At 72.2% G+C, this 22,901-nt stretch carries 20 protein-coding genes; 14 read left to right on the forward strand and 6 right to left on the reverse strand.

Annotation, left to right across the window (positions count from 1 at the left end):
• Window positions 1-98: 98 nt before the first annotated feature.
• Window positions 99-914, reverse strand: a complete 816-nt coding sequence (locus ACFSNB_RS03845) for a division plane positioning ATPase MipZ (RefSeq protein WP_377314672.1) — start codon at window positions 912-914, stop codon at window positions 99-101.
• 104 nt (window positions 915-1,018) lie between these two features.
• On the opposite strand from ACFSNB_RS03845, the gene ACFSNB_RS03850 reads away from it, so the two are divergent.
• The 12 genes from ACFSNB_RS03850 (at window position 1,019) to ACFSNB_RS03905 (ending at window position 16,719) form a co-directional block, all read left to right on the forward strand.
• Entirely contained in the window at window positions 1,019-2,938 is a 1,920-nt protein-coding gene (locus ACFSNB_RS03850; protein WP_377314674.1) for a PAS domain S-box protein, read from the forward strand.
• Between the two features lie 180 nt (window positions 2,939-3,118).
• Entirely contained in the window at window positions 3,119-3,892 is a 774-nt protein-coding gene (locus tag ACFSNB_RS03855) for a diguanylate cyclase domain-containing protein (protein ID WP_377314676.1), read from the forward strand.
• A 170-nt stretch (window positions 3,893-4,062) separates the two neighbouring features.
• Window positions 4,063-4,374 (forward strand): FtsB family cell division protein, encoded by a 312-nt coding sequence (locus ACFSNB_RS03860; RefSeq protein ID WP_377314677.1) that lies wholly within the window; start codon window positions 4,063-4,065, stop codon window positions 4,372-4,374.
• A 115-nt stretch (window positions 4,375-4,489) separates the two neighbouring features.
• Entirely contained in the window at window positions 4,490-5,500 is a 1,011-nt protein-coding gene (pdhA, locus tag ACFSNB_RS03865; protein WP_377314679.1) for a pyruvate dehydrogenase (acetyl-transferring) E1 component subunit alpha, read from the forward strand.
• 13 nt (window positions 5,501-5,513) lie between these two features.
• Window positions 5,514-6,887 carry a pyruvate dehydrogenase complex E1 component subunit beta gene (locus ACFSNB_RS03870; protein WP_377314681.1) on the forward strand — a complete coding sequence of 458 codons (1,374 nt, stop codon included), beginning with the start codon at window positions 5,514-5,516 and terminating at the stop codon, window positions 6,885-6,887.
• The gene (locus tag ACFSNB_RS03875; RefSeq protein ID WP_377314682.1) at window positions 6,884-7,756 is read left to right on the forward strand and encodes a 2-oxo acid dehydrogenase subunit E2; all 873 of its coding nucleotides are present in this window, start codon (window positions 6,884-6,886) and stop codon (window positions 7,754-7,756) included. The genes ACFSNB_RS03870 and ACFSNB_RS03875 overlap by 4 nt, the downstream gene beginning before the upstream one ends.
• A gap of 152 nt (window positions 7,757-7,908) precedes the next feature.
• Window positions 7,909-9,291 (forward strand): dihydrolipoyl dehydrogenase, encoded by a 1,383-nt coding sequence (lpdA, locus tag ACFSNB_RS03880; RefSeq protein WP_377314683.1) that lies wholly within the window; start codon window positions 7,909-7,911, stop codon window positions 9,289-9,291.
• Between the two features lie 240 nt (window positions 9,292-9,531).
• Window positions 9,532-10,254: a Bax inhibitor-1/YccA family protein gene (locus ACFSNB_RS03885; protein WP_377314685.1), complete on the forward strand. Its 723-nt coding sequence runs from the start codon at window positions 9,532-9,534 to the stop codon at window positions 10,252-10,254.
• 174 nt (window positions 10,255-10,428) lie between these two features.
• Window positions 10,429-11,271: a substrate-binding domain-containing protein gene (locus ACFSNB_RS03890; protein ID WP_377314687.1), complete on the forward strand. Its 843-nt coding sequence runs from the start codon at window positions 10,429-10,431 to the stop codon at window positions 11,269-11,271.
• On the forward strand, window positions 11,268-12,479 hold the full coding sequence (locus tag ACFSNB_RS03895; protein ID WP_377314688.1) for a sensor histidine kinase: 1,212 nt from the start codon (window positions 11,268-11,270) through the stop codon (window positions 12,477-12,479). Before ACFSNB_RS03890 ends, ACFSNB_RS03895 begins: the two co-directional genes overlap by 4 nt.
• A gap of 90 nt (window positions 12,480-12,569) precedes the next feature.
• Entirely contained in the window at window positions 12,570-14,336 is a 1,767-nt protein-coding gene (locus tag ACFSNB_RS03900) for a tetratricopeptide repeat protein (protein WP_377314689.1), read from the forward strand.
• Between the two features lie 301 nt (window positions 14,337-14,637).
• Window positions 14,638-16,719, forward strand: a complete 2,082-nt coding sequence (locus tag ACFSNB_RS03905; protein WP_377314690.1) for a hypothetical protein — start codon at window positions 14,638-14,640, stop codon at window positions 16,717-16,719.
• A 113-nt stretch (window positions 16,720-16,832) separates the two neighbouring features.
• Here the strand turns inward: ACFSNB_RS03905 and ACFSNB_RS03910 are convergent, their stop codons facing one another.
• From ACFSNB_RS03910 to ACFSNB_RS03930, 5 genes are all read right to left on the reverse strand, one after another.
• Window positions 16,833-17,975 carry a TDT family transporter gene (locus ACFSNB_RS03910; protein WP_377314691.1) on the reverse strand — a complete coding sequence of 381 codons (1,143 nt, stop codon included), beginning with the start codon at window positions 17,973-17,975 and terminating at the stop codon, window positions 16,833-16,835.
• Complete coding sequence (locus ACFSNB_RS03915) at window positions 17,972-18,856, reverse strand: LysR family transcriptional regulator (RefSeq protein ID WP_377314692.1); 885 nt, start codon at window positions 18,854-18,856, stop codon at window positions 17,972-17,974. The genes ACFSNB_RS03910 and ACFSNB_RS03915 overlap by 4 nt, the downstream gene beginning before the upstream one ends.
• A gap of 209 nt (window positions 18,857-19,065) precedes the next feature.
• Window positions 19,066-19,971 (reverse strand): glycoside hydrolase family 25 protein, encoded by a 906-nt coding sequence (locus ACFSNB_RS03920; RefSeq protein ID WP_377314694.1) that lies wholly within the window; start codon window positions 19,969-19,971, stop codon window positions 19,066-19,068.
• Window positions 19,972-20,100: 129 nt separating this feature from the next.
• The gene (locus tag ACFSNB_RS03925) at window positions 20,101-20,865 is read right to left on the reverse strand and encodes a carbonic anhydrase (RefSeq protein WP_377314695.1); all 765 of its coding nucleotides are present in this window, start codon (window positions 20,863-20,865) and stop codon (window positions 20,101-20,103) included.
• Between the two features lie 77 nt (window positions 20,866-20,942).
• Entirely contained in the window at window positions 20,943-21,533 is a 591-nt protein-coding gene (locus ACFSNB_RS03930; RefSeq protein WP_377314697.1) for a DedA family protein, read from the reverse strand.
• A 158-nt stretch (window positions 21,534-21,691) separates the two neighbouring features.
• On the opposite strand from ACFSNB_RS03930, the gene ACFSNB_RS03935 reads away from it, so the two are divergent.
• Together ACFSNB_RS03935 and ACFSNB_RS03940 are read left to right on the forward strand one after the other, a co-directional pair.
• Complete coding sequence (locus ACFSNB_RS03935) at window positions 21,692-22,438, forward strand: hypothetical protein (RefSeq protein ID WP_377314699.1); 747 nt, start codon at window positions 21,692-21,694, stop codon at window positions 22,436-22,438.
• Window positions 22,439-22,641: 203 nt separating this feature from the next.
• Window positions 22,642-22,863, forward strand: coding sequence for a hypothetical protein (locus ACFSNB_RS03940; protein ID WP_377314701.1), 222 nt, complete (start codon window positions 22,642-22,644; stop codon window positions 22,861-22,863).
• Window positions 22,864-22,901 lie beyond the last annotated feature (38 nt).

Here is a 22,901-nt window from a genome sequence, read left to right on the forward strand (position 1 = left end):
CTTTCCGCTTGGGCGCGGATGTTGGCCGCGCGAAGGGCAAGGACAGGGATCCAAGGGCCTTGCGGCCCTTGGCGGGGGCGGGCAGAGCCCGCGCAACGCTAGAGTCGTCCGGCGACGCGGGGCAGCCACAATTCGGCCAGCAGGGCACGGGCCTCGGCGTGGGCGGCGCGCTGGGCCTCGGTCTGGTCGAGGCCGAGGCCGGGCTGGTCGAGATCGAGCGCGGTCAGCCCCCACAGCAGCAGATCGCGGTGGGCCCGGCGTTCGCTCAGCCCGGTGATCAGGCGGAACCCCAACACCTGGGCCATCGGGCCGACCAGATCGGCGGCCAGAGCCGGGCCGCCATCGTTGCGGAGACGGGAGCGCACCACCAGCCAGTCGAGGCCGGCGCGATGGCGGCGGCAGCGTTCGCGGCGCCATTCCCACACCCGCTCGGCATAAGGGCCAGGGGCGACCAGGGCGCGGCGCAGCGGATCGACCCGGCCGATCAGGTCGAGGTCGAGCGGGCTGTCGTTGATCGGGGTCAGCAGGGTGTCGGCGTGGAGATGGGCGAGGCGGGACAGCGGGGCATCGGTGCCGGGGCAGTCGATCACCACGAAGTCGCAGACGGCGGCGAGGCCGGCGACGGCACAATCGAGCCGGTCGCGCTCCTCCTCGAGCGCGGCGGCGCGGGAATCGAGGCTGGAGGGGGCGACCGCCTCGACACGGGGATGGGGCAAGGCGGCGGCGAGGCGCTCGCCCCAGGCGCGCCGGCTGGCCAGGATCCGGGTCAGCGAGGCCTGATGGGCATCGAGATCGAGGCAGCCGACCCGGAAGCCGAGCCGCAGCAGCCCGACCGCGACATGCAGCGCCAGGGTGGTCTTGCCCGAGCCGCCCTTCTCGTTGCCGACCACCACCACATGCGCGTCGGTCCCCACCCTGCCCCCTTTCCTGTCGCCGCCGCGAGGTCGCGCCTCGCGGGAGGCCATGATACAGTGAACCCGTTGCGCTGGTCTGCCCTTCCCGTCGCGAGGTTTCGCCCATGCCCGAGTCCGGCCCGCCCATCTGGACCGACCTCGCCCCCCCGGACGAAGGGATGGTCGATATCCTGGCCGATCTCGACTGCATCGCCTGGCGGCGCGAGCTGCGGCCGGACGGCAGCCTGCATTATCCCTGGATCTCGCCCAACGCGACCCGGATTCTCGGCTTCGCCCCCGAGGCGCTGACGGTCGGGCCGGGTGGCGCCCTCAGCGTGGTGCATTGGGCCGACCGCGACACCCACGCCGCCGCGATCCACGCCTCCGCCGCCGCGCTGGCCCCGTGCCGGGTCGATTTCCGCGTCGTCACCGCCGGCGACGAGACCCGCTGGCTGCGCGAATCCGCCCGGCCGCGCCGGCTCGGCGACGGGCGGGTGGTGTGGGACGGGCTGTGGCAGGACAACACCCGCTCGGTGCGGGCCGAATTCCAGCACCAGACCCTGATGGAGCACGCCCAGGACTGCATCTTCCTGCTGGCCGACGACGAGCGGGTGACCTGGTGCAACGCCGCCGCCCAGCGGGTGTTCGGGCTGGGGCCGGGCGAGGCCGCCGGGCTGCCCTTCGCCGAACTGACCGGCCCGGGCGAGCCGTCGCCGCTGGCGATGGTGGCCGACGAGGCCGGCGCCGCCGACCGGCCGCTCGAACGCGAGATGACCGGACGGCGGCGCGACGGCAGCCGCTTCCCGTTCGACATGACGGTCAGCGAATTGCGCCGCGACGGCCGGCTGTCGGTGATCGTGATCGGCCGCGACATCACCCGCCGCCGCGACGCCGAACGGCGGATGGCCGACAGCGAGCGGCGGTTGCGGCTGACCTTCATCACCGCCTCGCTCGGGATCGTGGTGATGGCGATGGACGGCACCATCCTGTTCTCCAACCCGGCGTTCGAGACCATGGTCGGCGACGGCAGCCATCCCCTGGTCGGCACCAACCTGCACGATCTGGTCAGCGCCCGCTTCCTGCCGCCGCCGGCGCGGATTCCGCCGGCCGGGATGTCGTTCGCCCTGGTATGCGATCCCGGCCTGCCCGACGGGGCCGAGCGCCACTGGCGGATCACCGGCACCCGCTTCCCGGCCAAGGCGGCCGAGGACGAACCGTCGCTGCTGCTGTTCGTCGAGGACGTCACCGAGGCGACCCGCGACGCCCACGAACGCCGCCAGCTCGCCCAGCTGCTTTACGAGGGCCAGAAGCTGGAGGCGCTGGGGCGGCTGGCCGGGGGCGTCGCCCACGAACTCAACAACATGCTGGGGCCGATCCTGATGGGGGCGGAGATGATCGCCCGCACCGCCCGGCTCGACCCGCGCAACGACGAACGCTGCGCCCGCATCATCAGCGCCGCCAAGAACAGCCGCGAGATCGTCCGCAACGTGCTGGCCTATTGCCGCAAGGAAAGCCACGCCGTCGCCCCGTTCGACGTCACCCGCGCCTTCGACGATTTCACCGCGATGGCGGTGCCGACCCTGCCGCCGACCATCCGGGTCGAGATCCAACGCGAACCGGCCGCGCTCCAGGTCACCGGCGAGCCGGGCCAGTTGCAGCAGGTGCTGCTCAATCTGGTCAACAACGCCCGCGACGCGATGGAGGGGCGCGGCACCCTGACCCTCGGCCTGCGCCGGCTGGCGCCGGCGGAACGGGCGGCCCGGATCGGCGGCGCCGATGCCCCGCCCGATCCGCTGGCGGGGCTGGCCGCCGATGGCGACCATGTCGAGATCAGCGTCGCCGACACCGGCTGCGGCATGGACGAGGCGACCCGGGCGCGGATCTTCGACCCGTTCTTCACCACCAAGCCGGTCGGCCAGGGCACCGGGCTCGGCCTGTCGGTGGTGCAGGGGATCGTCAAGAGCATGGGCGGGGCGATCGCGGTCGAAAGCGGCCCGGGCGCCGGCAGCCGGTTCCGGCTGGTGCTGCCGCTGGTCGCCGACTGATCCCGCGACCCGGCCCCTGCTTCCGGACAGGTTTCCCCCCTCGGGCGAAGGTGCTAGACTTTGGATCTAGCGTTCTGTCTGTTCCGGCGAAGCCGAAACCGGCGGGACCGCCCCCGCCGGGCCTGATGACGTCAGGCCGCGGGACAGAGTGTTTGGCCTCCAACCAGAAAGGTGAGAGCCATGACCAACGATCTGCGCACCGAGCCGGTGCTCGCCGCCATCGACCTCATGAAGCGGGAGCCGGAAGTGCCCGTGCCCGGCCGCCTGCCCGGCCGGGGCCATCGCCATGGCGGCCCGGCCTCGCCCTATGACGCCTACCCCACCGCCGAAGGGGCCGATCCGGAACACAGCGCCAGCGATGTCGCCTCGATCCTCGGCCTGCCGGAAACGGCGGTGACCCCGGCGGTGCTGGCGGCGGTGACCCGGACCCTCGGCGAACTCGACCGGCTGCGCCGGCAGGAAAGCCATCTGCGCCAGCGCCTCGCCGCCCTTGAGGGCCAGTCCACCCACCATCCGCTGGCGCCGGTGCTCAACCGGCACGGCTTCATCGGCCTGATCGACGACCTGATCGCCGCCCACGGCCTCGACGGCACCCTGGTGCTGTTGCAGGTCGAGGGGCTGGAACAGATCCGCGCCCGGGCCGGGCTCGCCGCCGGCGACGCCGCGCTGCGCCAGCTCTGCTCGGCCCTGATCGCCAACCTGCGCGCCACCGATCCGCTCGGGCTGCTCGACGACGGCGACGTCGCCCTGGTGCTGATGGGCACCGACCCCGACCGCGCCGCGGCCAAGACCACCGAACTGATCACCCGGCTGGGCGAGACCCCGTTCCTATGGGACGGCGGCCACCATGCCTTTGCCTTCGGGTTCGGCCTGCACCGGATCGACGGCAGCGAACCGGCCGAAGCGGTGCTGGCCGCCGCCGATCTCGACCGCCGCCACCGCCGCGACAAATGAACGGCGCCAACGGCTAAAATTCCGGTTCACAGTCTGTTCACAGGCTGGCTGTGAGCCAAGTCACAGACTCCGCCCCCGCGCGCCGACCTCTTTCCTGGCCGGCCGAAAAAGGCAGGATTCGGCCGCGCCGATGCTTGACGGGCCGATTCGGGCTGTGATCTGATTACCCCATGATTCAGGTTTTTCGTCGCTATCTGCGCCATATCTCCGGACCGATGATCGGGGTCGGGGCGGTGGTGTATTTCGCCTACCACACCGTCGAGGGCGATCGCGGCGTGCGGGCCTGGCTGCGCCTCAACGGCGAGATCGCCGAGGCCCAGCTTCAGCTCGACAAGATCGCCACCGAGCGCGCCGAGATGGAACACCGCGTCAGCCTGCTCCGCCCCGACCATCTCGACCAGGACATGCTGGAGGAACGGGCGCGGATCATGCTCAACATGAGCCGCGAGGGCGACGTGGTGGTGTTCGACCGCCGGCGCTGAGCCTCCGTTCCCCTTTCCCTACCCCAGCGCGGAATCCCTCCCCCCCTTGCGGGCGGGGCGGTCAGGCCCCATCTGCCGGAAGTCACCCTTTGCTTCACGTCGCAGGGGAGAATTCATGGCCGAACCGTTCCGCGTCCCCGCCCCCGCCGCCGCCGCCCCGTCCCTCCCCGCCGAAATTCTGCTCGATCTCTACCGCGCCATGCTGCGGCTGCGCCGGTTCGAGGAACGGGCCGGCCAGCTTTACGGCATGGGGCTGATCGCCGGCTTCTGTCACCTCTATATCGGTCAGGAGGCGGTGGTGGCCGGGATCGAGGCGGTCGCCGCCCCGGCGGATTCCTGCATCACCTCCTATCGCGACCACGCCCATCTGCTGGCGCGCGGGGTCGATCCCGGCGCGGTGATGGCCGAACTGCTCGGCCGCGCCTCCGGCCTGTCGCACGGCAAGGGCGGCTCGATGCATCTGTTCAGCCGCGAGAAGGGCTTCTATGGCGGCCACGGCATCGTCGGCGCCCAGGTGCCGCTCGGGGTCGGGCTGGCCTTCGCCCACCGTTACCGCGAGGATGGCGGGGTGGCCCACGTCTATCTCGGCGACGGCGCGGTCAATCAGGGCCAGGTCTACGAGGCGTTCAACATGGCGGCGCTGTGGCGGCTGCCGGTGCTGTTCGTGATCGAGAACAACCGCTATGCGATGGGCACCAGCGCCGCCCGCCACGCCGCCGGCGAGGAACTGAGCGGGCGCGGCGCCGGCTATGGCATTCCCGGCACCCGGGTGGACGGGATGAACGTGCTGGCGGTGCGCTCCGCCGCCGCCCGCGCCCTGTCCCATGCCCGGGGCGGAGCCGGGCCGTTCATCCTCGAGACGATGACCTACCGCTATCGCGGCCATTCGATGTCCGACCCGGCCAAGTACCGCAGCAAGGAGGAGGTGACCGAGATGCGCGAGCATCACGACCCGATCGCCCGCCTCGCCCGGACCCTGCTCGACCACGGGCTGGTCGAACAGGACCGGCTCGACGAGATCGACCGCGCCGTCCGGGCCGAGATCGCCGCCGCCGCCGAATTCGCCCAGTCCAGCCCCGAACCCGACCCCGCCGCGCTGACCCGCGACGTGGTGCGCGAAGCCTGAGGGAGGCGCGCCGATGCCGACCCCGATCCTGATGCCGGCGCTGTCGCCGACCATGCGCGACGGCCGCCTCGCCCGCTGGCTGAAGGCCGAGGGCGACCCGATCCGCTCCGGCGACGTGATCGCCGAGATCGAAACCGACAAGGCGACGATGGAACTGGAATCGGTGGACGAGGGCATCCTCGGCCGCATCCTGGTCCCCGCCGGCAGCGACGGCGTCGCCGTCAACACCCCGATCGCCCTGCTGCTGGCCCCGGGCGAGACCCTGCCGGCCGGGGACCTCCCCGCCGCCGCCGCCCCGCCCCCGGTTCCGCCGCCCCCTGCCCCGGCCGCCGTGGCGCCGGCCCCGGCCGTCGCGGCCGCGCCCGCGCCGCACCCGGCCGCCGCCGCCGCCACCCGCCGCGTCACCGTGCGCGAGGCGCTGCGCGAGGCGCTGGCCGAGGAAATGCGCCGCGCCCCCGAGGTGTTCCTGCTGGGCGAGGAGGTGGCCGAATATCAGGGCGCCTACAAGATCAGCCAGGGCCTGCTCGACGAATTCGGCCCGCGCCGGGTGATCGACACCCCGATCACCGAGATCGGCTTCGCCGGGCTGGCCTGCGGCGCCGCCTTCACCGGGCTCAGGCCGGTGGTCGAGTTCATGACCTTCAATTTCTCGATGCAGGCGATCGACCACCTGATCAATTCCGCCGCCAAGACTCTTTATATGTCGGGCGGCCAGATCAATTGCCCGATCGTGTTCCGCGGCCCCAACGGCGCCGCCGCCCGGGTCGCCGCCCAGCACAGCCAGGATTTCTCCTCCTGGTACGCCCACTGCCCCGGCCTCAAGGTGGTGGCGCCGTGGAGCGCCGCCGACGCCAAGGGCCTGCTGAAGGCGGCGATCCGCGACCCCAACCCGGTGGTGGTGCTGGAAAACGAGCTGCTCTACGGCCAGAGCTTCGATCTGCCCGACGATCCCGATTTCGTCCTGCCGATCGGCCGGGCCGAGATCGTCCGCCCCGGCGACGGCGTGACCCTGGTGGCGTGGTCGCGGATGGTCGATGTCGCCCTGGCCGCCGCCGACCTGCTCGCCGCCGAGGGGATCGCAGCCGAGGTGATCAACCTGCGCTCGCTGCGCCCGCTCGACACCGCCACCCTGGTTGCCTCGGTGCAGAAGACCAACCGCATCGTCACCGTCGAGGAAGGCTGGCCCGCCGCCGGCATCGCCGCCGAGATCGCCGCGCTGATGGTCGAACAGGCGTTCGACTGGCTCGACGCCCCGCCGACCCGGGTGTGCGGCGCCGATGTCCCCCTGCCCTACGCCGCCAATCTCGAACGGCTGGCCCTGCCCCAGCCCGAGGCGGTCGCCGCCGCCGCCCGCGCCGTCTGCTACCGCCCCGGAGCCGGATCATGACCGCCGCCCCCGCCCGGATCTTCGCCAGCCCGCTGGCCCGCCGCCTCGCCGCCGCCGCCGGGCTCGACCTCGCCACCCTGACCGGCAGCGGCCCGCATGGCCGCATCGTCCGGGCCGACGTCGAGGCCGCCCGCGCCGCCCCGCCGCCCCCGGTGGCGGCTCCCGCCCCCACCCCGACGCCTCCGGTCGATTACGACCTGATCCCGCTGACCGCGATGCGCCGCACCATCGCCCGCCGCCTGACCGAGGCCAAGACCACCATCCCCCATTTCTACCTCACCGCCGAGGTGGCGATGGATGCGGCGATCGATCTGCGCGGCCAGCTCAACCAGCGCCTCGCCCCGGCCAAGCTGTCGCTCAATGATCTGATCCTGCGCGCCCTCGCCCTCGCCCTGCGCACGGTGCCCGAGGCCAATGCCGCCTGGGCCGAGGACGGCCTCCACCGCTTCCATGCGGTTGACCTCGCCTTCGCCGTCGCCACCCCGGGCGGGCTGCTGACCCCGGTGCTGCGCGGCGCCGACCGGCTCGGCCTGGGCGAGATCGCCACCCGGGCCCAGGACCTCGCCGCCCGCGCCCGCGACGGCAAGCTGGCGCCCGAGGATTATCAGGGCGGCGGCGCCACCCTGTCCAACCTCGGCATGTACGGCGTGCGCGACTTCGCCGCGATCATCAATCCGCCCCAGGCCAGCATCCTCGCCGTCGGCGCGGCGGAGCAGCGGCCGGTGGTCAAGGACGGCGCGCTGGCGGTGGCGACGGTGATGAGCGCCACCCTGTCGGTCGATCACCGCGTGGTCGATGGCGCCACCGCCGCCCGCCTGCTGGCCGCCTTCAAGGGAATGCTGGAAGATCCGTTGCGGATGATGCTGTGAACTGACGTTGGGCTTTCGCCCAAACCCAACCGGGGCGATGCCCCGGACCCCCTTGATTTTCAAAAATAAGGGGGGTTTGGGGCCTCGCCCCAAGCGGGCGCGGGCGGCAGCCCGCCGGGCGAAGCCCGAGCAAACCACGAAAGGGGCGCGCGATGGCCAACGGGGATCTGATCGTGATCGGCGGCGGGCCGGGCGGCTATGTCGCGGCGTTGCGCGCGGCCCAGCTCGGGCTGAAGGTCACCCTGGTCGAACGCGCCGAACTGGGCGGGATCTGCCTCAACTGGGGCTGCATCCCGACCAAGGCACTGCTGCGCACCGCCGAACTGGTCCGGCTGATCGGCGCCGCCGGGGAATTCGGCCTTGGCGTCGCCCCGCCGCAGATCGACCTGCCCGCCGTGGTCGCCCGCTCGCGCGCCGTCGCCGCCAAATTGCAGGGCGGCGTCAAACATCTGCTGAAGAAGGCCGGCATCACCGTGATCGCCGGCACCGCCCGGCTGGCCGGGCCGGGGCGGGTGGCGGTCGAGGGACAGGGCGAGCTGGCCGCGCCGCACATCATCCTCGCCACCGGAGCGCGCGCCCGCGCCTTGCCCGGGTTCGAGCCGGACGGGCGCTTCCTGTGGAGCTATCGCGAGGCGTTGCAGCCGGATTGCCTGCCGCCCCGGCTGGTGGTGATCGGCTCGGGGGCGATCGGCATCGAGTTCGCCAGCATCTTCAACGCCTTCGGCAGCGAGGTGACCGTGGTCGAGGCGCTCGACCGCCTGTTGCCGGTCGAGGATGCCGAGATCTCCGCCCTCGCCCGGACCGCGTTCGAGCGCCAGGGCATCACCTGCCACACCGGCGCCCGGGTCACCGGGCTGGAGAAGGGCGCGCAGGCGGTCGAGGTGCTGGTCGAGGCCGGTGGGCAGGCGTTGCGGCTGCCGGCCGAACGGGTGATCGTCGCGGTCGGCATCACCGGCAATGTCGAACAGCTCGGGCTCGACAGCACCGCCGCCCGGGTCGAGAAGGGCCACATCGTCACCGACCGGTTCGGCCGCACCGACCAGCCCGGCCTCTACGCCATCGGCGACGTCGCCGGCCCGCCCTGGCTGGCGCACAAGGCCAGCCACGAAGCGGTGCTGTGCGTCGAGGCGATCGCCGGCCAGCCCGATCTTCACCCGCTCGACCCGCACCGGATCCCCGGCTGCACCTTCTGCCATCCCCCGGTCGCCTCGGTCGGGCTGACCGAGGCCGCCGCGCTGGCCGCCGGGCACAAGATCCGGGTCGGCCGCTTTCCCTTCGCCGCCAACGGCAAGGCGATCGCCCAGGGCGACACCGAGGGGCTGGTCAAGATCCTGTTCGACGCCGACAGCGGCGCGTTGCTCGGCGCCCACATCCTCGGCCCCGAGGCGCCGGAGATGATCCAGGGCTTCGCCCTCGCCCAGAGCCTGGAAACCACCGAGGCCGAGCTGATCGCCACCGTGTTCCCCCATCCGACCCTGTCGGAAGCGATGCACGAGGCGGCGCTGGCCGCGTTCGGCCGGGCGCTGCACATCTGAACGCGCCCCACCGGACCGGCCGTCGCCATCGTCTCGCCAGAATCCAGCGCCATCCTGCGCCGGTCTGGGCTCGCCGCCCCAAGTATCCGGGCGGCGGGAGCAGACGGGAGCGACGCGCGTTTTTTGCCCCCGATGCCGTCACCCCGGCTTTCCCTTATGCAATATCCGTAACTTGATTCCCTCCCCTACCCGCCCATATTCTCCGGCAGGTACAACTTTCTCCGGCAAAAGGAACGGACAATGGCCTTCGGAACAGACCGCAGATATATGACAATGGCCCAGGCCCCGGCGGCCCAGATCGACGTCGGCCTGCGGCAGTACATGCTCCGGGTCTACAATTACATGGCCTCGGCGCTCGCCCTGACCGGTATTGTGGCCGTGCTCGTCGCCTCGGTGCCGGTGCTGACCCAGTTGTTCGTGTTCAGCCCGCTGAAGTGGGTGGTGATGCTGGCCCCGATCGGGTTCGTGTTCTTCCTCGGCGCCCGCATCGACCGGATGAGCGCCTCGACCGCCTCGGCGCTGTTCTGGGTGTTCGCCGCGCTGATGGGCGCCTCGCTCGCCTCGGTGTTCCTGGTGTTCACCGGCGCCTCGATCGCCCGCACCTTCTTCGTCACCGCCGCGGCCTTCGCCGGCCTCAGCCTCTATGGCTACACCACCAAGAAGGACCTGTCGGGCTTCGCCAGCTTCCTGATCATGGGCGTGATCGGCATCATGATCGCCGGCATCGTCAACATCTTCCTCCAGAGCCCGATGATGCAGTTCGTCATCTCGGCCGCGGGCGTGCTGATCTTCGCCGGCCTGACCGCCTACGACACCCAGCGGATCAAGGAAACCTACTGGGAAGGCGCCAATTACGGCGACGTCGCCACCAAGAGCGCGGTGATCGGCGCCCTGTCGCTCTACCTCGACTTCATCAACCTGTTCACCTTCCTGCTCCAGTTCATGGGCGAGCGCCGCGAATAGCCGGCCCCGCCCCTCTCCGGGCAGCACACCCGCCCCTCCCCCACCCGGGGGAGGGGTTTTTGCTGCCCGGCCTCCCCTTCTGCCCGGTTGCGGCTTGCGCTATCCTGATCCGAAAACGGACCGGACGGCGGAGCCCCCACCGCAACCGGAGCGCGCCGAGGGGAGGACAATATCGTGCCGAAGGTTCCGCTGCTTTCCTGCCCGCGCCGGCTGCTGCCGGCGCTGCTGCTGCTCCTGTTGCTGGCCGGTCCGGCCGCCGCCGGGGGGACCGTCACCATCGGCGGCACCGGCTCGGCGCTCGGCGCGCTGCGCCAGCTCACCGCCGGCTTCGAGTCCGACCATCCCGGCCTCGCCGTCGAGATCCCCTCCAGCCTCGGCACCAACGGCGGCATCCGCGCCGTCGGCGCCGGCGCGCTCGACCTCAGCGTCTCGGCCCGACCGCTGACCCCGGCCGAGACCGCCGCCGGCCTGCGCGCGGTGGCGTGGGGCCGCACCCCGCTGATGGTGGTGGCCTCGCCCCGGGTGCCCCAGACCGCGATCGACATCGCCGGCCTGGCCGACATCCTGGCCGGCCGGCGCGATCAATGGGCCGACGGCGCCCCGATCACCCCGGTGCTGCGCCCGCCGTCGGACAGCGATTCGCTCCAGCTCGCCGCTTTTTCGTCGCTGCTGGCCGAGGCGCTGGCGATCGCCCATGCCCGCCCCGGCATGGTGGTGGCGGTGACCGACCAGGATGCCGCCCGCACCATCGCCGGTGCCTCGGGCGCGATCGGCACCCTGACCCTGCTCCAGGTGGTCAGCGAGGGGATCCGGATCCAGCCGCTGCCGCTGGACGGGGCGCGGCCCGACCTCGCCACCCTCGCCGCCGGGCGCTACCCGCTGTTTCGCGATTACTGGCTGGTGATCGGCCCCCACCCCTCGGCCGAGGCCGGCGCCCTGCTCGATTACCTGACCGGCGCGGCGGTGGCCGCCCGACTGCCGTCGCTCGGGATGAGTCCGCCGGTCGCCGGCCGATGATCGGCGGGGCCGATCCGCTGGCGCAGCGGGTGCGGGGACTGGCCCGCATCGGCCTGGCCCTGTCGCTGCTGTTCGGCCTGCTGCCCCCGGTCGGCTACGGCCTGATCGCCTATGGCGCGGTGCGGGCGGAAATGGCGGCGACCGGGCGGATCCACGCCCACACCATCGCCCAGTCGATCGCGCTACGCCCCCGCCTGTGGATGTACGAGCAGGAACGCTATGCCGACATCCTGCGCCAGATGGCCGAGCCGGGCCAGGCGCTCGACCTGCTCGACCGCACCGGCGCGGTGGTGGCGCGCACCCCGGAGCGGGTCGCCGATCCGGCGATCGAGGTGCGGATCCCGGTCGCCGCCTCCGGCCTGCCCGCCGCCGACCTGGTGCTGCGCCGCTCGCCCGGCGGCCTGATCCTGGGGGAACTGGGCGCGCTGGCGCTGGGGGCGGGGCTCGGCTTCGGCCTGTTCCTGGCGATCCAGGCCTGGCCGCTCGGGGCGCTGCGCCGGGCGATCGCCGCGCTGAAGGCGGCCGACGACAGCAAGAGCCTGCTGCTGTCCTCGGTCGGCCACGATCTGCGCCAGCCGCTGCAATCGCTGTCGCTGTTCGCCTCGGTGGTCGCCGCCGCCGAGCTGCCCCCGGTCCAGCGCAAGGCGATCGACATGCTGTGCCTGTCGCTCGGCCGGCTGGGGGGGATGCTCGACGAGATCATCGCCATCGCCCGCATCGATGTCGGCGCGATCGAGGAGAACAAGCAGCCGGTGGCGCTGACCCCGCTGTTCGACGGCCTGATCGCCGAAATGAGCCAGACGGCGGAGGCCAAGGGCCTGCGCCTGCGCCGCGTCGCCACCCGCGCCGTCACCGCCAGCGACCCCACCCTGCTCTCGACCATCCTGCGCAACCTGCTCGGCAACGCCCTCCGCTACACCGAGCATGGCGGGGTGGTGCTGGGCTGCCGCCGCCGCGGCCGCTGCCTCCAGATCTGGGTGGCCGACACCGGCATCGGCATCCCGCCCAGCCAGCAGCAGCGGGTGTTCGAGGCGTTCTACCAGATCGGCAATCCCGAACGCGACCGCACCAAGGGGCTTGGCCTCGGGCTGGCGCTGGTGGTGCGGCTGGGCCGCCTGCTCGGCCATCAGATCGCCCTGCGCTCGGTGCCCGGGCGCGGCTCGGTGTTCACCGTCACCGTGCCCCATCTCGACCGCCCCGGCCCCTGACCGCCCCCGCCCCGCGCGGCGGCTCTGGGCGAAGGCGGCGAAACATGGTCAAATCGCCCCGGCGACAGGCAGCGCGGAGGACAAGCCGGAATGAGCAGCGACAGCGACTGGGCCGAGGCCCTGGGCCGGTTCCAGGCCGGGGATTTCGCGGCGGCGGAACGGGCCTGCCACGCCGTGCTGGCCCAGGATGCGTTTCACCGCAACGCCCTCAACCTGCTCGCCGTGCTGTGCTGCCAGGCCGGCCGGCTGGAGCAGGGCATCACCCATTGCCGGGCGGTGCTGGCGCTCGACCCCGACGACAGCCAGGCATTGCAGACCCTGGGCGACGCGCTGCATCTGACCTGCGACTTCGCCGGGGCGGCGGCGGCGTTCGCCCGCGCCGTCGCGGTGCGCGGCCGGCATTGGCCGCTCTGCGCCAAGCTGGCGGCGGCGCTGCTGCGCGCCGGCCGACGGCCCGAGGCGATCGCCGCCTATCACGAGGCCCTCGCCGCCGGCGCGCCGGAGCGGGTCAGGCAGGATTGCGCCGTCGCCGAATTCGAATGGGGGCTCGAACTCTACCACCAGGGCCGGCGCGACGACGCGATCCTCGCCTACCGCGCCGCCCTGACGCGCAAGCCCGATCTGGCCCTGGCCCATTGCAATCTCGGCGCCGCGTTGCAGGAGAACGGCGAACTCGACGCGGCGATCGCCTGCTACCAGACCGCGCTCGCCCACGCCCCGGCCTATCCCGACGCCCTCAGCAATCTCGGCGTCGCCCGCCAGGAGCAGGGCCGGCTCGACGAGGCCGCCGCCCAGTTCGAGGCGGCGCTGCGGATCCAGCCCGACCATCCCCTCGCCCTCAACAATCTCGGCAAGCTGCGCCAGGAGCAGGGCCGCCGCGACGAAGCCCGCGCCCTCTACCGCGAGGCGGCGCGGCTCGCCCCCGACCACCCCGATTCCCATTTCAATCTGGCGCTGCTCGACCTCCAGGCCGGCGCCTGGGAAACCGGCTGGGCCGGCTATGAATGGCGCTGGCGGCGGCCCGGGGCGCAACGCCACGATTTCGGCCTGCCCGAATGGGACGGCACCCCGCTCGCCGGCCGCACCCTGCTGCTGTGGTGCGAGCAGGGCTTGGGCGATTCGATCCAGTTCGTCCGCTTCGCCGCGCGGATCGTGAGCGGGGGCGGCCGGGTGGTGCTGCTGTGCCCGCCCGAGCTGGAGGCGCTGTTGCAGGGGGTGACGGGGATCGATCGGGTGGTCTCGCGCATCAGCACCCTGCCGCCCTGCGATTGTCAGGCGCCGCTGCTGTCGCTGCCGCGCCTGCTCGGCACCCGCCTCGCCACCCTGCCGGCGCCGGTGCCCTATCTCGCCGTGCCGCCGGCCGCCACCGCGCGCTGGCGCGACCGCCTCGCCGCCCTGCCCGGACGCAAGGTCGGGCTGGTGTGGCGCGGCCGGCCCCAGCACACCAACGACCGCAACCGCTCGCTCGATCCGGCCCGGCTCGCCCCGCTGCTCGACCGGCCCGGGATCAGCTTCGTCAGCCTGCAAAAGGGCGCCCGCCCCGACGACGCGGCGGCGTTGGCCGGCCGCGCGCCCCTGCTCGACCTGGGGCCGGAGCTGGCCGATTTCACCGACACCGCCGCGGTGCTGGCCGGGCTCGATCTGGTGATCTCGGTCGATACCTCGGTGATCCATCTGGCCGGGGCGCTGGGCCGGCCGGGCTGGCTGCTGCTGCCGTTCGATCCCGACTGGCGCTGGCTGCTCGAACGCCAGGACAGCCCGTGGTACCCCACCCTGCGCCTGTTCCGCCAGCCGGCGCCGGGGGCCTGGGACCCGGTGATCGCCGACCTCGCCGACGCGCTGGGCGGTTTCCCGTGAAACCGGGCAAGCCCAGCCAACGGATTGAAATCCCACGATTCAACCGCCACGCCGCCGCCGAACCGGCCTTTTGCTGAAAAAACAACCCACTCCCCCGCCGCCTTGCTCCGGACGATACCACCGAAAGCTGCGCCGGCCACCGACAGGCAGGAGCAATTTCCTTCAAGATCAACCGATTGGCCTAAAATCCCATAAATGGGATGTTTTGCGGGAAGACGACGGGACCGGGGCCGGTTCCCTTTGCGGTGGAGCGGCCCTAAACTGGGCGGCGGGGCGACAGCGAAGAGGAGTGCAGACCGGCATGCCGACTGAAACCGAACCGGCCCCGCCGCCGCCATCCCGTTCCGCCCGCTGGGCCGGCGTCGCCGGCCTGACCGTGGCGCTGGGGGCGGTCGCCGCCGCCGCGCTGACGACCGGCGCCAATTCTCCCCCGCCCGAACCGGCCGAGCTGCCGCTGACCCGGGTGGTGCTGTCCAGTTCCGGCCTCGGCCAGTTCGGCCACGAGGGACCGGCGGCGGCCGGCACCAGCATCGGCCTCGCGGTGCGGCGCGATCAGGTCGATGACGTGCTGAAAAGCCTGACCGTGTTCGACGCCGCCGGGGCGCTCGGCCCGGTCAGCCTGCCCGGACGCGACCCGCTCGACCAATTGTTCCGCGACCTGCCGTTCGACCGCGAGGCGCTGGGCTCGCCGGCCGGGCTGCTCAACGCCCTGGTCGGCAGCGAGGTCGAGATCTCCGGCCCGGTGTCGGCGCGGGGGCGGATCCTGCGGGTCGAGCCGGAAAAGGTCGCCCTGCCCGACAATGGCGGCACCGTCACCCATCACCGCCTCGCCCTGATGACCGAGCGCGGGCTGGTGCAGGCGGTGCTGGAGGATCTGTCGGCGCTGTCCTTCACCGACCCGGCGGCGCGGCGGCAGATCGAGCGCGCCCTGGGCGGGATGGCGGAAAACCGCGCCCGCGACCGCCGCCGGCTGTCGATCGAGGTGCAGGGCCAGGGCTCCCGCCCGATCGCGGTCAGCTATGTCGTCGCCGCGCCGATCTGGAAGACCAGTTGGCGGCTGGTGCTGCCCCAGGCCGAGGGCAAGGCCCGCCTCCAGGGCTGGGCGATCCTCGAGAACCTGACCGGCGGCGACTGGAACGGGGTCGATCTGACCCTGGTGTCGGGCAACCCGGTGGCGCTGACCCAGCCGCTTTACACCGCGATGTTCGGCCGGCGCACCCCGGTGCCGCTGGTGGCGACTCTGCCGCCCGCCCCGCGCCCCGACACCGAGGCCCGGCGCGAACCCGCCGCCCCGATGGCGATGGCGATGCCGGCGCCGGCCGCCAGATCGGGCGGCGGCCGGGCGGAAAAGATGGCGCCCACGCAGGACGCGCTGACCCTCGCCCCGCCCTCCCCGGCGCTGGCCGAGGCCCAGGACCAGCCGGCCCAGATCGTCTATCACTTCCCCGGCAAGGTCTCGCTGGCGACCGGCCATACCCTGATGATCCCGCTGGTCGATCGCGAGATCCCGGCCGAGCGGGTGTGGCTGTACCAGCCCGACACCGCCGCCCGCCATCCGCTGGTGGCGCTGAAGCTGCGCAACGAGAGCGACACCGCCCTGCCGCCCGGGATCGTCACCGCCTACGAGATCACCGCCGGCGGGCCGCGTCATGTCGGCGACGCGATGCTGCCGCTGGTGCCGCGCGACGCCTCCCGCTTCCTCGCCCTCGCCCTCGACCCCGCCACCGAGATCCGCCGCGACGATCGCGGCATCCAGACCAGCGTGGTCGGCACCATCGCCGAGGGCAGGCTGACCACCACCACCCGCGCGCGCCATGTCGTCGCCTACGAGATCACCCCGCCCCCCGACGAGGACCGCGCTTTGGTGGTCGAGGAACCCCGCCGCCCCGGCTGGGAACCGTCGGCCGAGACCCGGGAGGTCGAAACCGCCGGAACGCTGCACCGCTGGCGGATCGCCGCCGCCAAGGGCCAGACCACCCGGGCCGAGTTCGTCACCGAACACAGCGAGCAGCAGACGCTGGCGCTGTCGAGCCTCGCCCCCGACGAGCTGCTGGTGCGGATCAGCGGCCTGGAAAACGCCTCGCCGGCGCTGAAGGAGACCGTCGAGCGGCTGTCCACCATCGTCGCCGCGATCACCAAGGCCCAGGGCCAGCACGACCGCAATCAGGAGGAACGCGGCCGGATCGCCCAGGACCAGGAACGGATCCGCGCCAACCTTGAATCGGTCGGCACCGGCAGCGACCTCGGCAAGCAGTACCTCCAGACCATGCGCGGCCAGGAAAACCGCCTCGCCGAGCTTGAGCGGCAGGACCGCGCCCTCGACGAGGCCATTGCCACCCAGCGCAAGGCCGCCGAGGAATTGGTCGCCAAGCTGACCCTGTAGCGGGCTGCCGCCCGCACCCGCTTGGAGGCTGGCGCCTCCAAACCTCCCCCTTTTTCGAAAACAAAGGGGGTCCGGGGCATCGCCCCGGCGGGTCGCGGGCGGCGCCCGCGCGTCTACTCGGCCGGAGCGGCGAGACAGGGGGCGGAGAACAGTTCGCCGCGCCAGACGCCGAGGGTGGTGCGGGCGGCGACCACCAGCCAGGCCAGGGCCAGGGTGGCGACCAGCGAGGCGCCGATCCAGCCCAGCGCCGGGATCGGCAGCAGCGCGGCGAGGCGCAGGGTCGCCACCGCATAGACCCCGAGCGGGAAGGTATAGCCCCACCAGCCGAGATTGAACGGCAGCCCGTGGCGCAGGTGGCGCAGATTGATCAGGGTGGCGATTCCGGCCCACCACAGGCCGTTGCCCCACAGCAGCACCCCGCCGATCAGGCCGAGGCCGCGCGCGGCCGGGCCGTAATCGCCAAGGCCGTTGGCGGCGAGGATGGCGGGGGCGGCCTCGCCCAGCACCAGCAGCCCGAGCGCGCCGGTGGCGATCGGCCCCAGCGCCAGCCAGCTCGACGCCGCCATCGAGGCCGGCGGCAATTTATGCACCGCAAGGCGCAGCAGCAGGATCACCAGCACGCTGAGCGCCAGCGGCACCGAACAGGCCCACAGCGCGTAGCTGGCGATCAGCACCGCGAGTTGCAGGTCGGGCGCGGCGAGATGGGGGGCGAGCAGCCCGCCGCTGACCGCCGCCACCTCGGCCGCGACCACCGGCAGCAGCCACACCGCCGTCATCTGCTCGACGGCATGGCGCTGGCGGGTAAACATCAGGAACGGGATCAGCACCCCGCAGCCCAGCGCCAGCGCCGCGTCGAGCAGCCACAGCGGCGCCGCCACCGCCACCACCGCCGGCTCGCCCCAATGGGCCGGGCCGAAGCGCAGCAGGCCGTTGAGGATCGTCGCCAGCCCCATCGGGATGCAGCCGAGGAACATCGACACCACCGGATGGGCCAGGATCCGCCGCGCCCCGTCGAAGAACAGCAGCCAGCGCGCGCCGTACAGCAGGGTGCTGGCGGCGAACAGCAGCACCGCCAGCCCCCACAGCGCCTCGGCCACGCTTTCCCGTCCCGGCAGCGGCAGCGGCAGCGCGGCCAGGGCCAGGGCGAGGATCCCGGTGCCCATGGTGGTGGCGAACCAGTTGGGGGTGAATTGCCGCACCACCTCGCGCGGGTGGTCGAGCCGGGCCAGCGGTGGCCAGAACAGAGCTTGGGTCATGGCGCCTCGTCCAACAAAGCGGTCAGCGCCGCCTCGGCCCGCGACGGGGCGCGCTGGCGGTGACGGACCAGGGTGAAACAACGCGCCGGAAACGGCGGTTCGAGTGCGACCAGGGTGCCGGCGCGCACGCCCGATTCCACCACCAGCTCGGACAGCACGCCGGCCCCGGCCCCGGCCTCGACCGCCGCCCGCACCGCCTCGTTGGAGGGCAATTGCAGCCCCACCCGCAGCCCGGCCGGATCGAGTCCCAGCCCGGCCAGTCCGGCCTCGAACCACGCCCGCGTCCCCGAGCCGGGCTCGCGCAGCACCCAATCGAGTCCGGCCAGTCCGGCCGGATCGAGCCGGCCCAGGGCGGCGGCGGGATGGGACGGCGCCACCACCAGCACCAGCCGGTCGCCCCCCACCGGCCGCGTCGCCAGCAGCGGATCTTCCACCGCGCCCTCGACGAAGGCGAGATCGGCGCCGCCGTCGCGCACCGCCGCGCAGGCCTGGGCGGTATTGCCGATCGCCACGTCGATGGCGATGCCGGGATGGCGGCGGCGGAACCGGTGCAGCCGCGCCGGCAGCCAGTAGCCGGCCAGGGTCTGGCTGGCGAACAGCGCCAGCCGGCCGCATTTCAGCCCGGACAGGTCTTCGAGCCGGGTCTGGGCGCGGGCCGCCGCCGCCAGCAGGGCGCGGGCCTCGGGCAGGAAGGCCCGCCCCTCCGGGGTCAGCTCGACATGACGGCCGACCCGGTCGAACAGCGCCACCCCGTGCCGGGCCTCCAGCGCCGCCAGCGCGGCGCTGACCGCCGACTGGGTCAGCCCCAGCCCGCGCGCCGCCCGGGTCACATGCATCTCTTCCGCCACCGCCACGAACAGCCTCACCTGATCGAGTGTCATCCCGCGCGTCCTCCCTCGCAGCCTGCCGCGTTCACTTCGATCAGACAAACTCATAATTATTGTCATGACGACAAGCAAAATCGATCAATGGCGGGGCGGCGCCCCGCACCCCGCCCGGAGGCTGGCGCCTCCGGACCTCTGCTTTTTTTCGAAATCAAAGGGGGTTTGGGGCATCGCCCCAACGGGGTTCGGGTGCGCGCCCGACGCCCTCAGCGCCGCCGGGACAGCCGGGGGCCACGTTGCCAATAGGCGATCAGGGTGGAGGCGTCGGACGAGAACACGTTGCGGTCGCAGCTGTTGATGCCGGCGACCAGCCGGGTGCGCGGCTTGAACGGCCCGGCGCCGGGGCCGTCACCGGCATATTGCCACAGCAGCCAGCCGCGCCCGACCCAGGCCGAGGGCAGTTCGGGCTGGGCGCGGTAATCGGCCAGCCACAGGTCGCAGGCGGCCAGCAGCGAGCCGGGACGGATCGCCCCGCCCAGGGTGCGGCCGCGCCCGCCCATCGCCTCGCCATCGGCCCAGGCGGGATGGATGTAGAGCACCGGCAGCCGGCCGGTGGCGGTCAGCACGGCGCGGACGAAATCCTCGGCCCGGGTGATGTCCATGGTGTTGGCCGGGTTGCGCTCGTTCAGTTCGAGATCGAGCGCGAGCAGGGTCGAGGGGCCGGGCTGGACGGTGGCGAGGAAATTGGCGGCCTGATCGGCCCCCGAACGCTGGTAGGTGCCGAAATGATAGGCGCCCCACATCAGCCCGGCCGCCTCGGCCTGGGCCCGGCGCTGGGCATAGAGCGGATCGACCCAGTCGCCGCCCTCGGTCGCCTTGTGGATCACCCCGAGGATGCCGCTGTCGCGCACCTGGGAGAAATCGCCGACCCGGTTGAAATGGCTGAGATCGACCACCGCGTCGAGCCCGACCGAGGCGGGGTCGTCAACCGGCCCGGCCACCGCCCCCTGGCGGCGGGCCAGCGGCAGCGGCGCCAGCGGCGGCAAGGCCGGGGTGTTGACGCCCGGCCCGCTCGCCACCGGGCCGGACCCGGCCGGACGGCGGGGGCTCTGCACGCACCCCGCCGCCAGCGTCGCCAGACCCGCTATCGCCGCCCGCCGCGAAATGCCCATCGCCCGCGTCCTCTTCCTCACCCATGCCAGCCGGAAGGGGAAAGTCTGCGCTTCCGCCGCCGCAGGCAAGCAAGATGATCATGCGGTGGGCTCAAACCTCGGTCCCGCCCCGGGCGGGACGGGCCAGGACTATTTCTTGCCGCCTTCGAGCAGGAAGCGGCGGTTGGCCGGCTGGACCGGGCGGGCGTTGTGCGGGAACAGCTTGGCGAAACGGTCGATCTGCGCCGCCGACACCGTCACCGGCTGCTTGAACACCACCCAATGCACCACTTCCGAGCAGGGCGGCGTGGTCAGCGAGCCCTCGTAGCGGAAATACTCCCGTCCCGCCGGCAGCAGCCGGGCCGGATCGACCTTGACGTCGGCAACCTCGCGCGGCGGACCGGCCTCGGCCGGGGCCGAATTCAGCACCGCCTCCAGCACCGGATTGGCCTCGCCGGCGGTCAGCATCACCCCCAGCACCACCAGCGCCCCGGTGTTCTGGTTCTTGTGGACCAGATGGACCTCCATCGGCACCGGCTGGCCGGCGATGGTGTGCTCGCTCGGGGTATGGAAATGATATTGCAGCAGGTTGTAGCGCTCGCCGTCGAACAGGATGAAATTGCCGGGGGCGAGATTGGCCTGAAGGGTGTGGCCGTTATTGACCACCGTCAGCGGCTGGGCCTGATAGGTGACGCCGATCGGGGCCAGCTGGGCCGGCACCGCCGCGCGCAGGTCGATCGGCGATTGCTGGTGGCCGCCGGCGCAGGCCTCGTAATCGTGCGACAGCGAGCCCCAATAGGTCGGGCCGGACAGCCCCTCGTAGCTCCAGTGCGCCCCGTGCTCCTCGGCTCGGGCCGACGAGACGAAACCAAGGCCGGCGACCAGCGCGAGCGCCGTCAGCGAAAGGCGGGACATCGACATGAGACCTCCTGGTGGATTCGGGGTGGCCGGCGGCCGGCGGCGGCCGGGACCCCTAGCCTATACCATAAGACCTAGTCCGTCGATGGCGGGCTGACGCGGCCGCCGCGCCGCAGCCGCAGCAGCCAGCACACCAGCCGGTGCAGCCCGAACAGCACCACCGCGATCGCCAGCGCGGCGATGAACAGATGCTCCCACATCCGCAGCCGGCCGAGCACCCCTTCCAGCACGTCGCCGCAGGCATAACCGAGCCAGCCGACCGCCACCGCCCACAACAGCGCGGCGATCAGGTTGAGCGCGGCGAAGCGCAGCGCCGGAATCGACGACAGCCCGATCGCCACCGGGCTGATCGAGCGCAGGCCGTAGAGGAAGCGGAACGACAGGATGAACCACGCCCCCCAGCGGTCGAGCAGCCGGGTACCGCGCTCGATCGCCGGCGCCTTGCCGGGATGGCGTTCGAGCCAGCGCCGGCCGAACCGCCGCCCCAGCCAGAACCAGGCCTGATCGCCGCAGAACGAGCCGACGAAGGCGGCGGCGATCACCAGATCAAGGCGCAGGAAGCCCTGATGGGCGGCGAACCCACCCAGCACCAGCACCGTCTCCCCCTCGAAGAAGGTGCCGACCAGCACAGCGAGATAACCCCAATCGGCGATCAGTTGCTCCATGGTCCCCCATGCCAGGGCAAACGCCCGGTTGTGAACAGGTGGCGACGTCTATATACCCAATCGGTGGGGGCGGGCCACGCCCGGCGGCGCGGACGTGCCGTGCCGAACGCGGATATCTCCCCCGCCGCCCCGCCTTGCCGCGTCACCGGGAGACCAGGATGCGCCCCCATCTCAAGATCGCCACCCCCTGCTTCGGCGGCCAGGTCGGCCACCTCTACATGCTGTCGGTGGTCCGGCTGCTCCAGGAGGCGCCGGCGCTCGGCTTCGACGCCAGCCTCGCCTTGCTCGGCGGCGACGCGCTGGTGGCGCGGGCGCGCGCGACCCTGGTCGCCGCCTTCCTCGACGCGCCCGAGGCCACCCACCTGCTGTTCATCGATGCCGACATCGCCTTCGCCCCCGATCAGGTGACGCGGCTGCTGGCCGCCGGCAAGGATTTCGCCGCCGCGTTCTACCCGCTCAAGACCATCGACTGGGCCCGGCTGCCGGCGCGCCACGTCGCCGGCGAGCCGCTGACCGAGGCGGGACTGAGCTATGTCGGCCTGCCCTGCCAGGGGGCCGAGGCCAAAACCGACGGCCGCTTCGTCACCGCCCATCATGCCGGCGGCGGCTTCCAGCTGCTGACCCGCGGCGCGATCGAACGGATGGTCGCGGCCTATCCCGAAACCCATTTCGCCGCCACCGACACCTATCCGCCGCCGCCCGAGGCCAGCCGCAACCTTTATGCCCTGTTCGACAGCATGATCGACCCCGACAGCGGGATCTATCTCAGCGAGGATTATGCCTTCTGCCGGCGCTGGCGGGCGATCGGCGGCGAGATCTGGCTCGACCTCGACAGCCGGCTGACCCATACCGGGCCGGCCAGCTTCACCGGCGATTTCACCCGCCGCGGCGCCGGACTGGGCTGAGCCCGCCCCGGCCGGCGGCACCGGCCCGATCCTGACCGAAATTTCATCAAAAACCCACCCCATACCGGGTGAAAAACGGGCATGATTTCCCGTTATCGGCGTCCTGCGCCGCCATGCCAGACCGTTCGCTGGCATCCAGACTCCGTTCTCTGTCCGCGCAAGAAACAACCAAAAAGAAGCGCCTGTTTCGAGGGGAGGAAGAGATGATGACTCTGGACGAAGCCAAACGAATCCTCGATCTGCTTGCCGACGGGGTCGATCCGGAAACGGGGAACACCCTGCCCGACGACCACATTCTCCGCCACGACGAGTGCCGGCGGGCGCTGTCGCTGGTGCTCAACCAAGTGGATGGCCCCAGCCTGAAGCCGGCACTCCACGCCGCCTCGCCCCGTCTCGACCACCTCGGCCGCATCGATCTGGCCTGACGGGGAACCGCCCGGGGGGACGGCTCCCGGGCGGCCCA

Origin of the sequence: Phaeospirillum tilakii (assembly GCF_042683125.1) — a bacterium.
GTDB lineage: Bacteria > Pseudomonadota > Alphaproteobacteria > Rhodospirillales > Magnetospirillaceae > Phaeospirillum > Phaeospirillum tilakii.

What these genes read in the sequence shown, in the direction of transcription:
- ACFSNB_RS03850 (WP_377314674.1), top strand. Translation starts at nt 1,019, where the DNA reads ATGCCCGAGTCCGGCCCGCCCATCTGGACCGACCTCGCCCCCCCGGAC.
- ACFSNB_RS03855 (WP_377314676.1), top strand. Translation starts at nt 3,119, where the DNA reads ATGACCAACGATCTGCGCACCGAGCCGGTGCTCGCCGCCATCGACCTC.
- ACFSNB_RS03860 (WP_377314677.1), top strand. Translation starts at nt 4,063, where the DNA reads ATGATTCAGGTTTTTCGTCGCTATCTGCGCCATATCTCCGGACCGATG.
- pdhA (WP_377314679.1), top strand. Translation starts at nt 4,490, where the DNA reads ATGGCCGAACCGTTCCGCGTCCCCGCCCCCGCCGCCGCCGCCCCGTCC.
- ACFSNB_RS03870 (WP_377314681.1), top strand. Translation starts at nt 5,514, where the DNA reads ATGCCGACCCCGATCCTGATGCCGGCGCTGTCGCCGACCATGCGCGAC.
- ACFSNB_RS03875 (WP_377314682.1), top strand. Translation starts at nt 6,884, where the DNA reads ATGACCGCCGCCCCCGCCCGGATCTTCGCCAGCCCGCTGGCCCGCCGC.
- lpdA (WP_377314683.1), top strand. Translation starts at nt 7,909, where the DNA reads ATGGCCAACGGGGATCTGATCGTGATCGGCGGCGGGCCGGGCGGCTAT.
- ACFSNB_RS03885 (WP_377314685.1), top strand. Translation starts at nt 9,532, where the DNA reads ATGGCCTTCGGAACAGACCGCAGATATATGACAATGGCCCAGGCCCCG.
- ACFSNB_RS03895 (WP_377314688.1), top strand. Translation starts at nt 11,268, where the DNA reads ATGATCGGCGGGGCCGATCCGCTGGCGCAGCGGGTGCGGGGACTGGCC.
- ACFSNB_RS03900 (WP_377314689.1), top strand. Translation starts at nt 12,570, where the DNA reads ATGAGCAGCGACAGCGACTGGGCCGAGGCCCTGGGCCGGTTCCAGGCC.
- ACFSNB_RS03905 (WP_377314690.1), top strand. Translation starts at nt 14,638, where the DNA reads ATGCCGACTGAAACCGAACCGGCCCCGCCGCCGCCATCCCGTTCCGCC.
- ACFSNB_RS03910 (WP_377314691.1), bottom strand. Translation starts at nt 17,975, where the DNA reads ATGACCCAAGCTCTGTTCTGGCCACCGCTGGCCCGGCTCGACCACCCG.
- ACFSNB_RS03915 (WP_377314692.1), bottom strand. Translation starts at nt 18,856, where the DNA reads ATGACACTCGATCAGGTGAGGCTGTTCGTGGCGGTGGCGGAAGAGATG.
- ACFSNB_RS03920 (WP_377314694.1), bottom strand. Translation starts at nt 19,971, where the DNA reads ATGGGCATTTCGCGGCGGGCGGCGATAGCGGGTCTGGCGACGCTGGCG.
- ACFSNB_RS03925 (WP_377314695.1), bottom strand. Translation starts at nt 20,865, where the DNA reads ATGTCCCGCCTTTCGCTGACGGCGCTCGCGCTGGTCGCCGGCCTTGGT.
- ACFSNB_RS03930 (WP_377314697.1), bottom strand. Translation starts at nt 21,533, where the DNA reads ATGGAGCAACTGATCGCCGATTGGGGTTATCTCGCTGTGCTGGTCGGC.
- ACFSNB_RS03935 (WP_377314699.1), top strand. Translation starts at nt 21,692, where the DNA reads ATGCGCCCCCATCTCAAGATCGCCACCCCCTGCTTCGGCGGCCAGGTC.
- ACFSNB_RS03940 (WP_377314701.1), top strand. Translation starts at nt 22,642, where the DNA reads ATGATGACTCTGGACGAAGCCAAACGAATCCTCGATCTGCTTGCCGAC.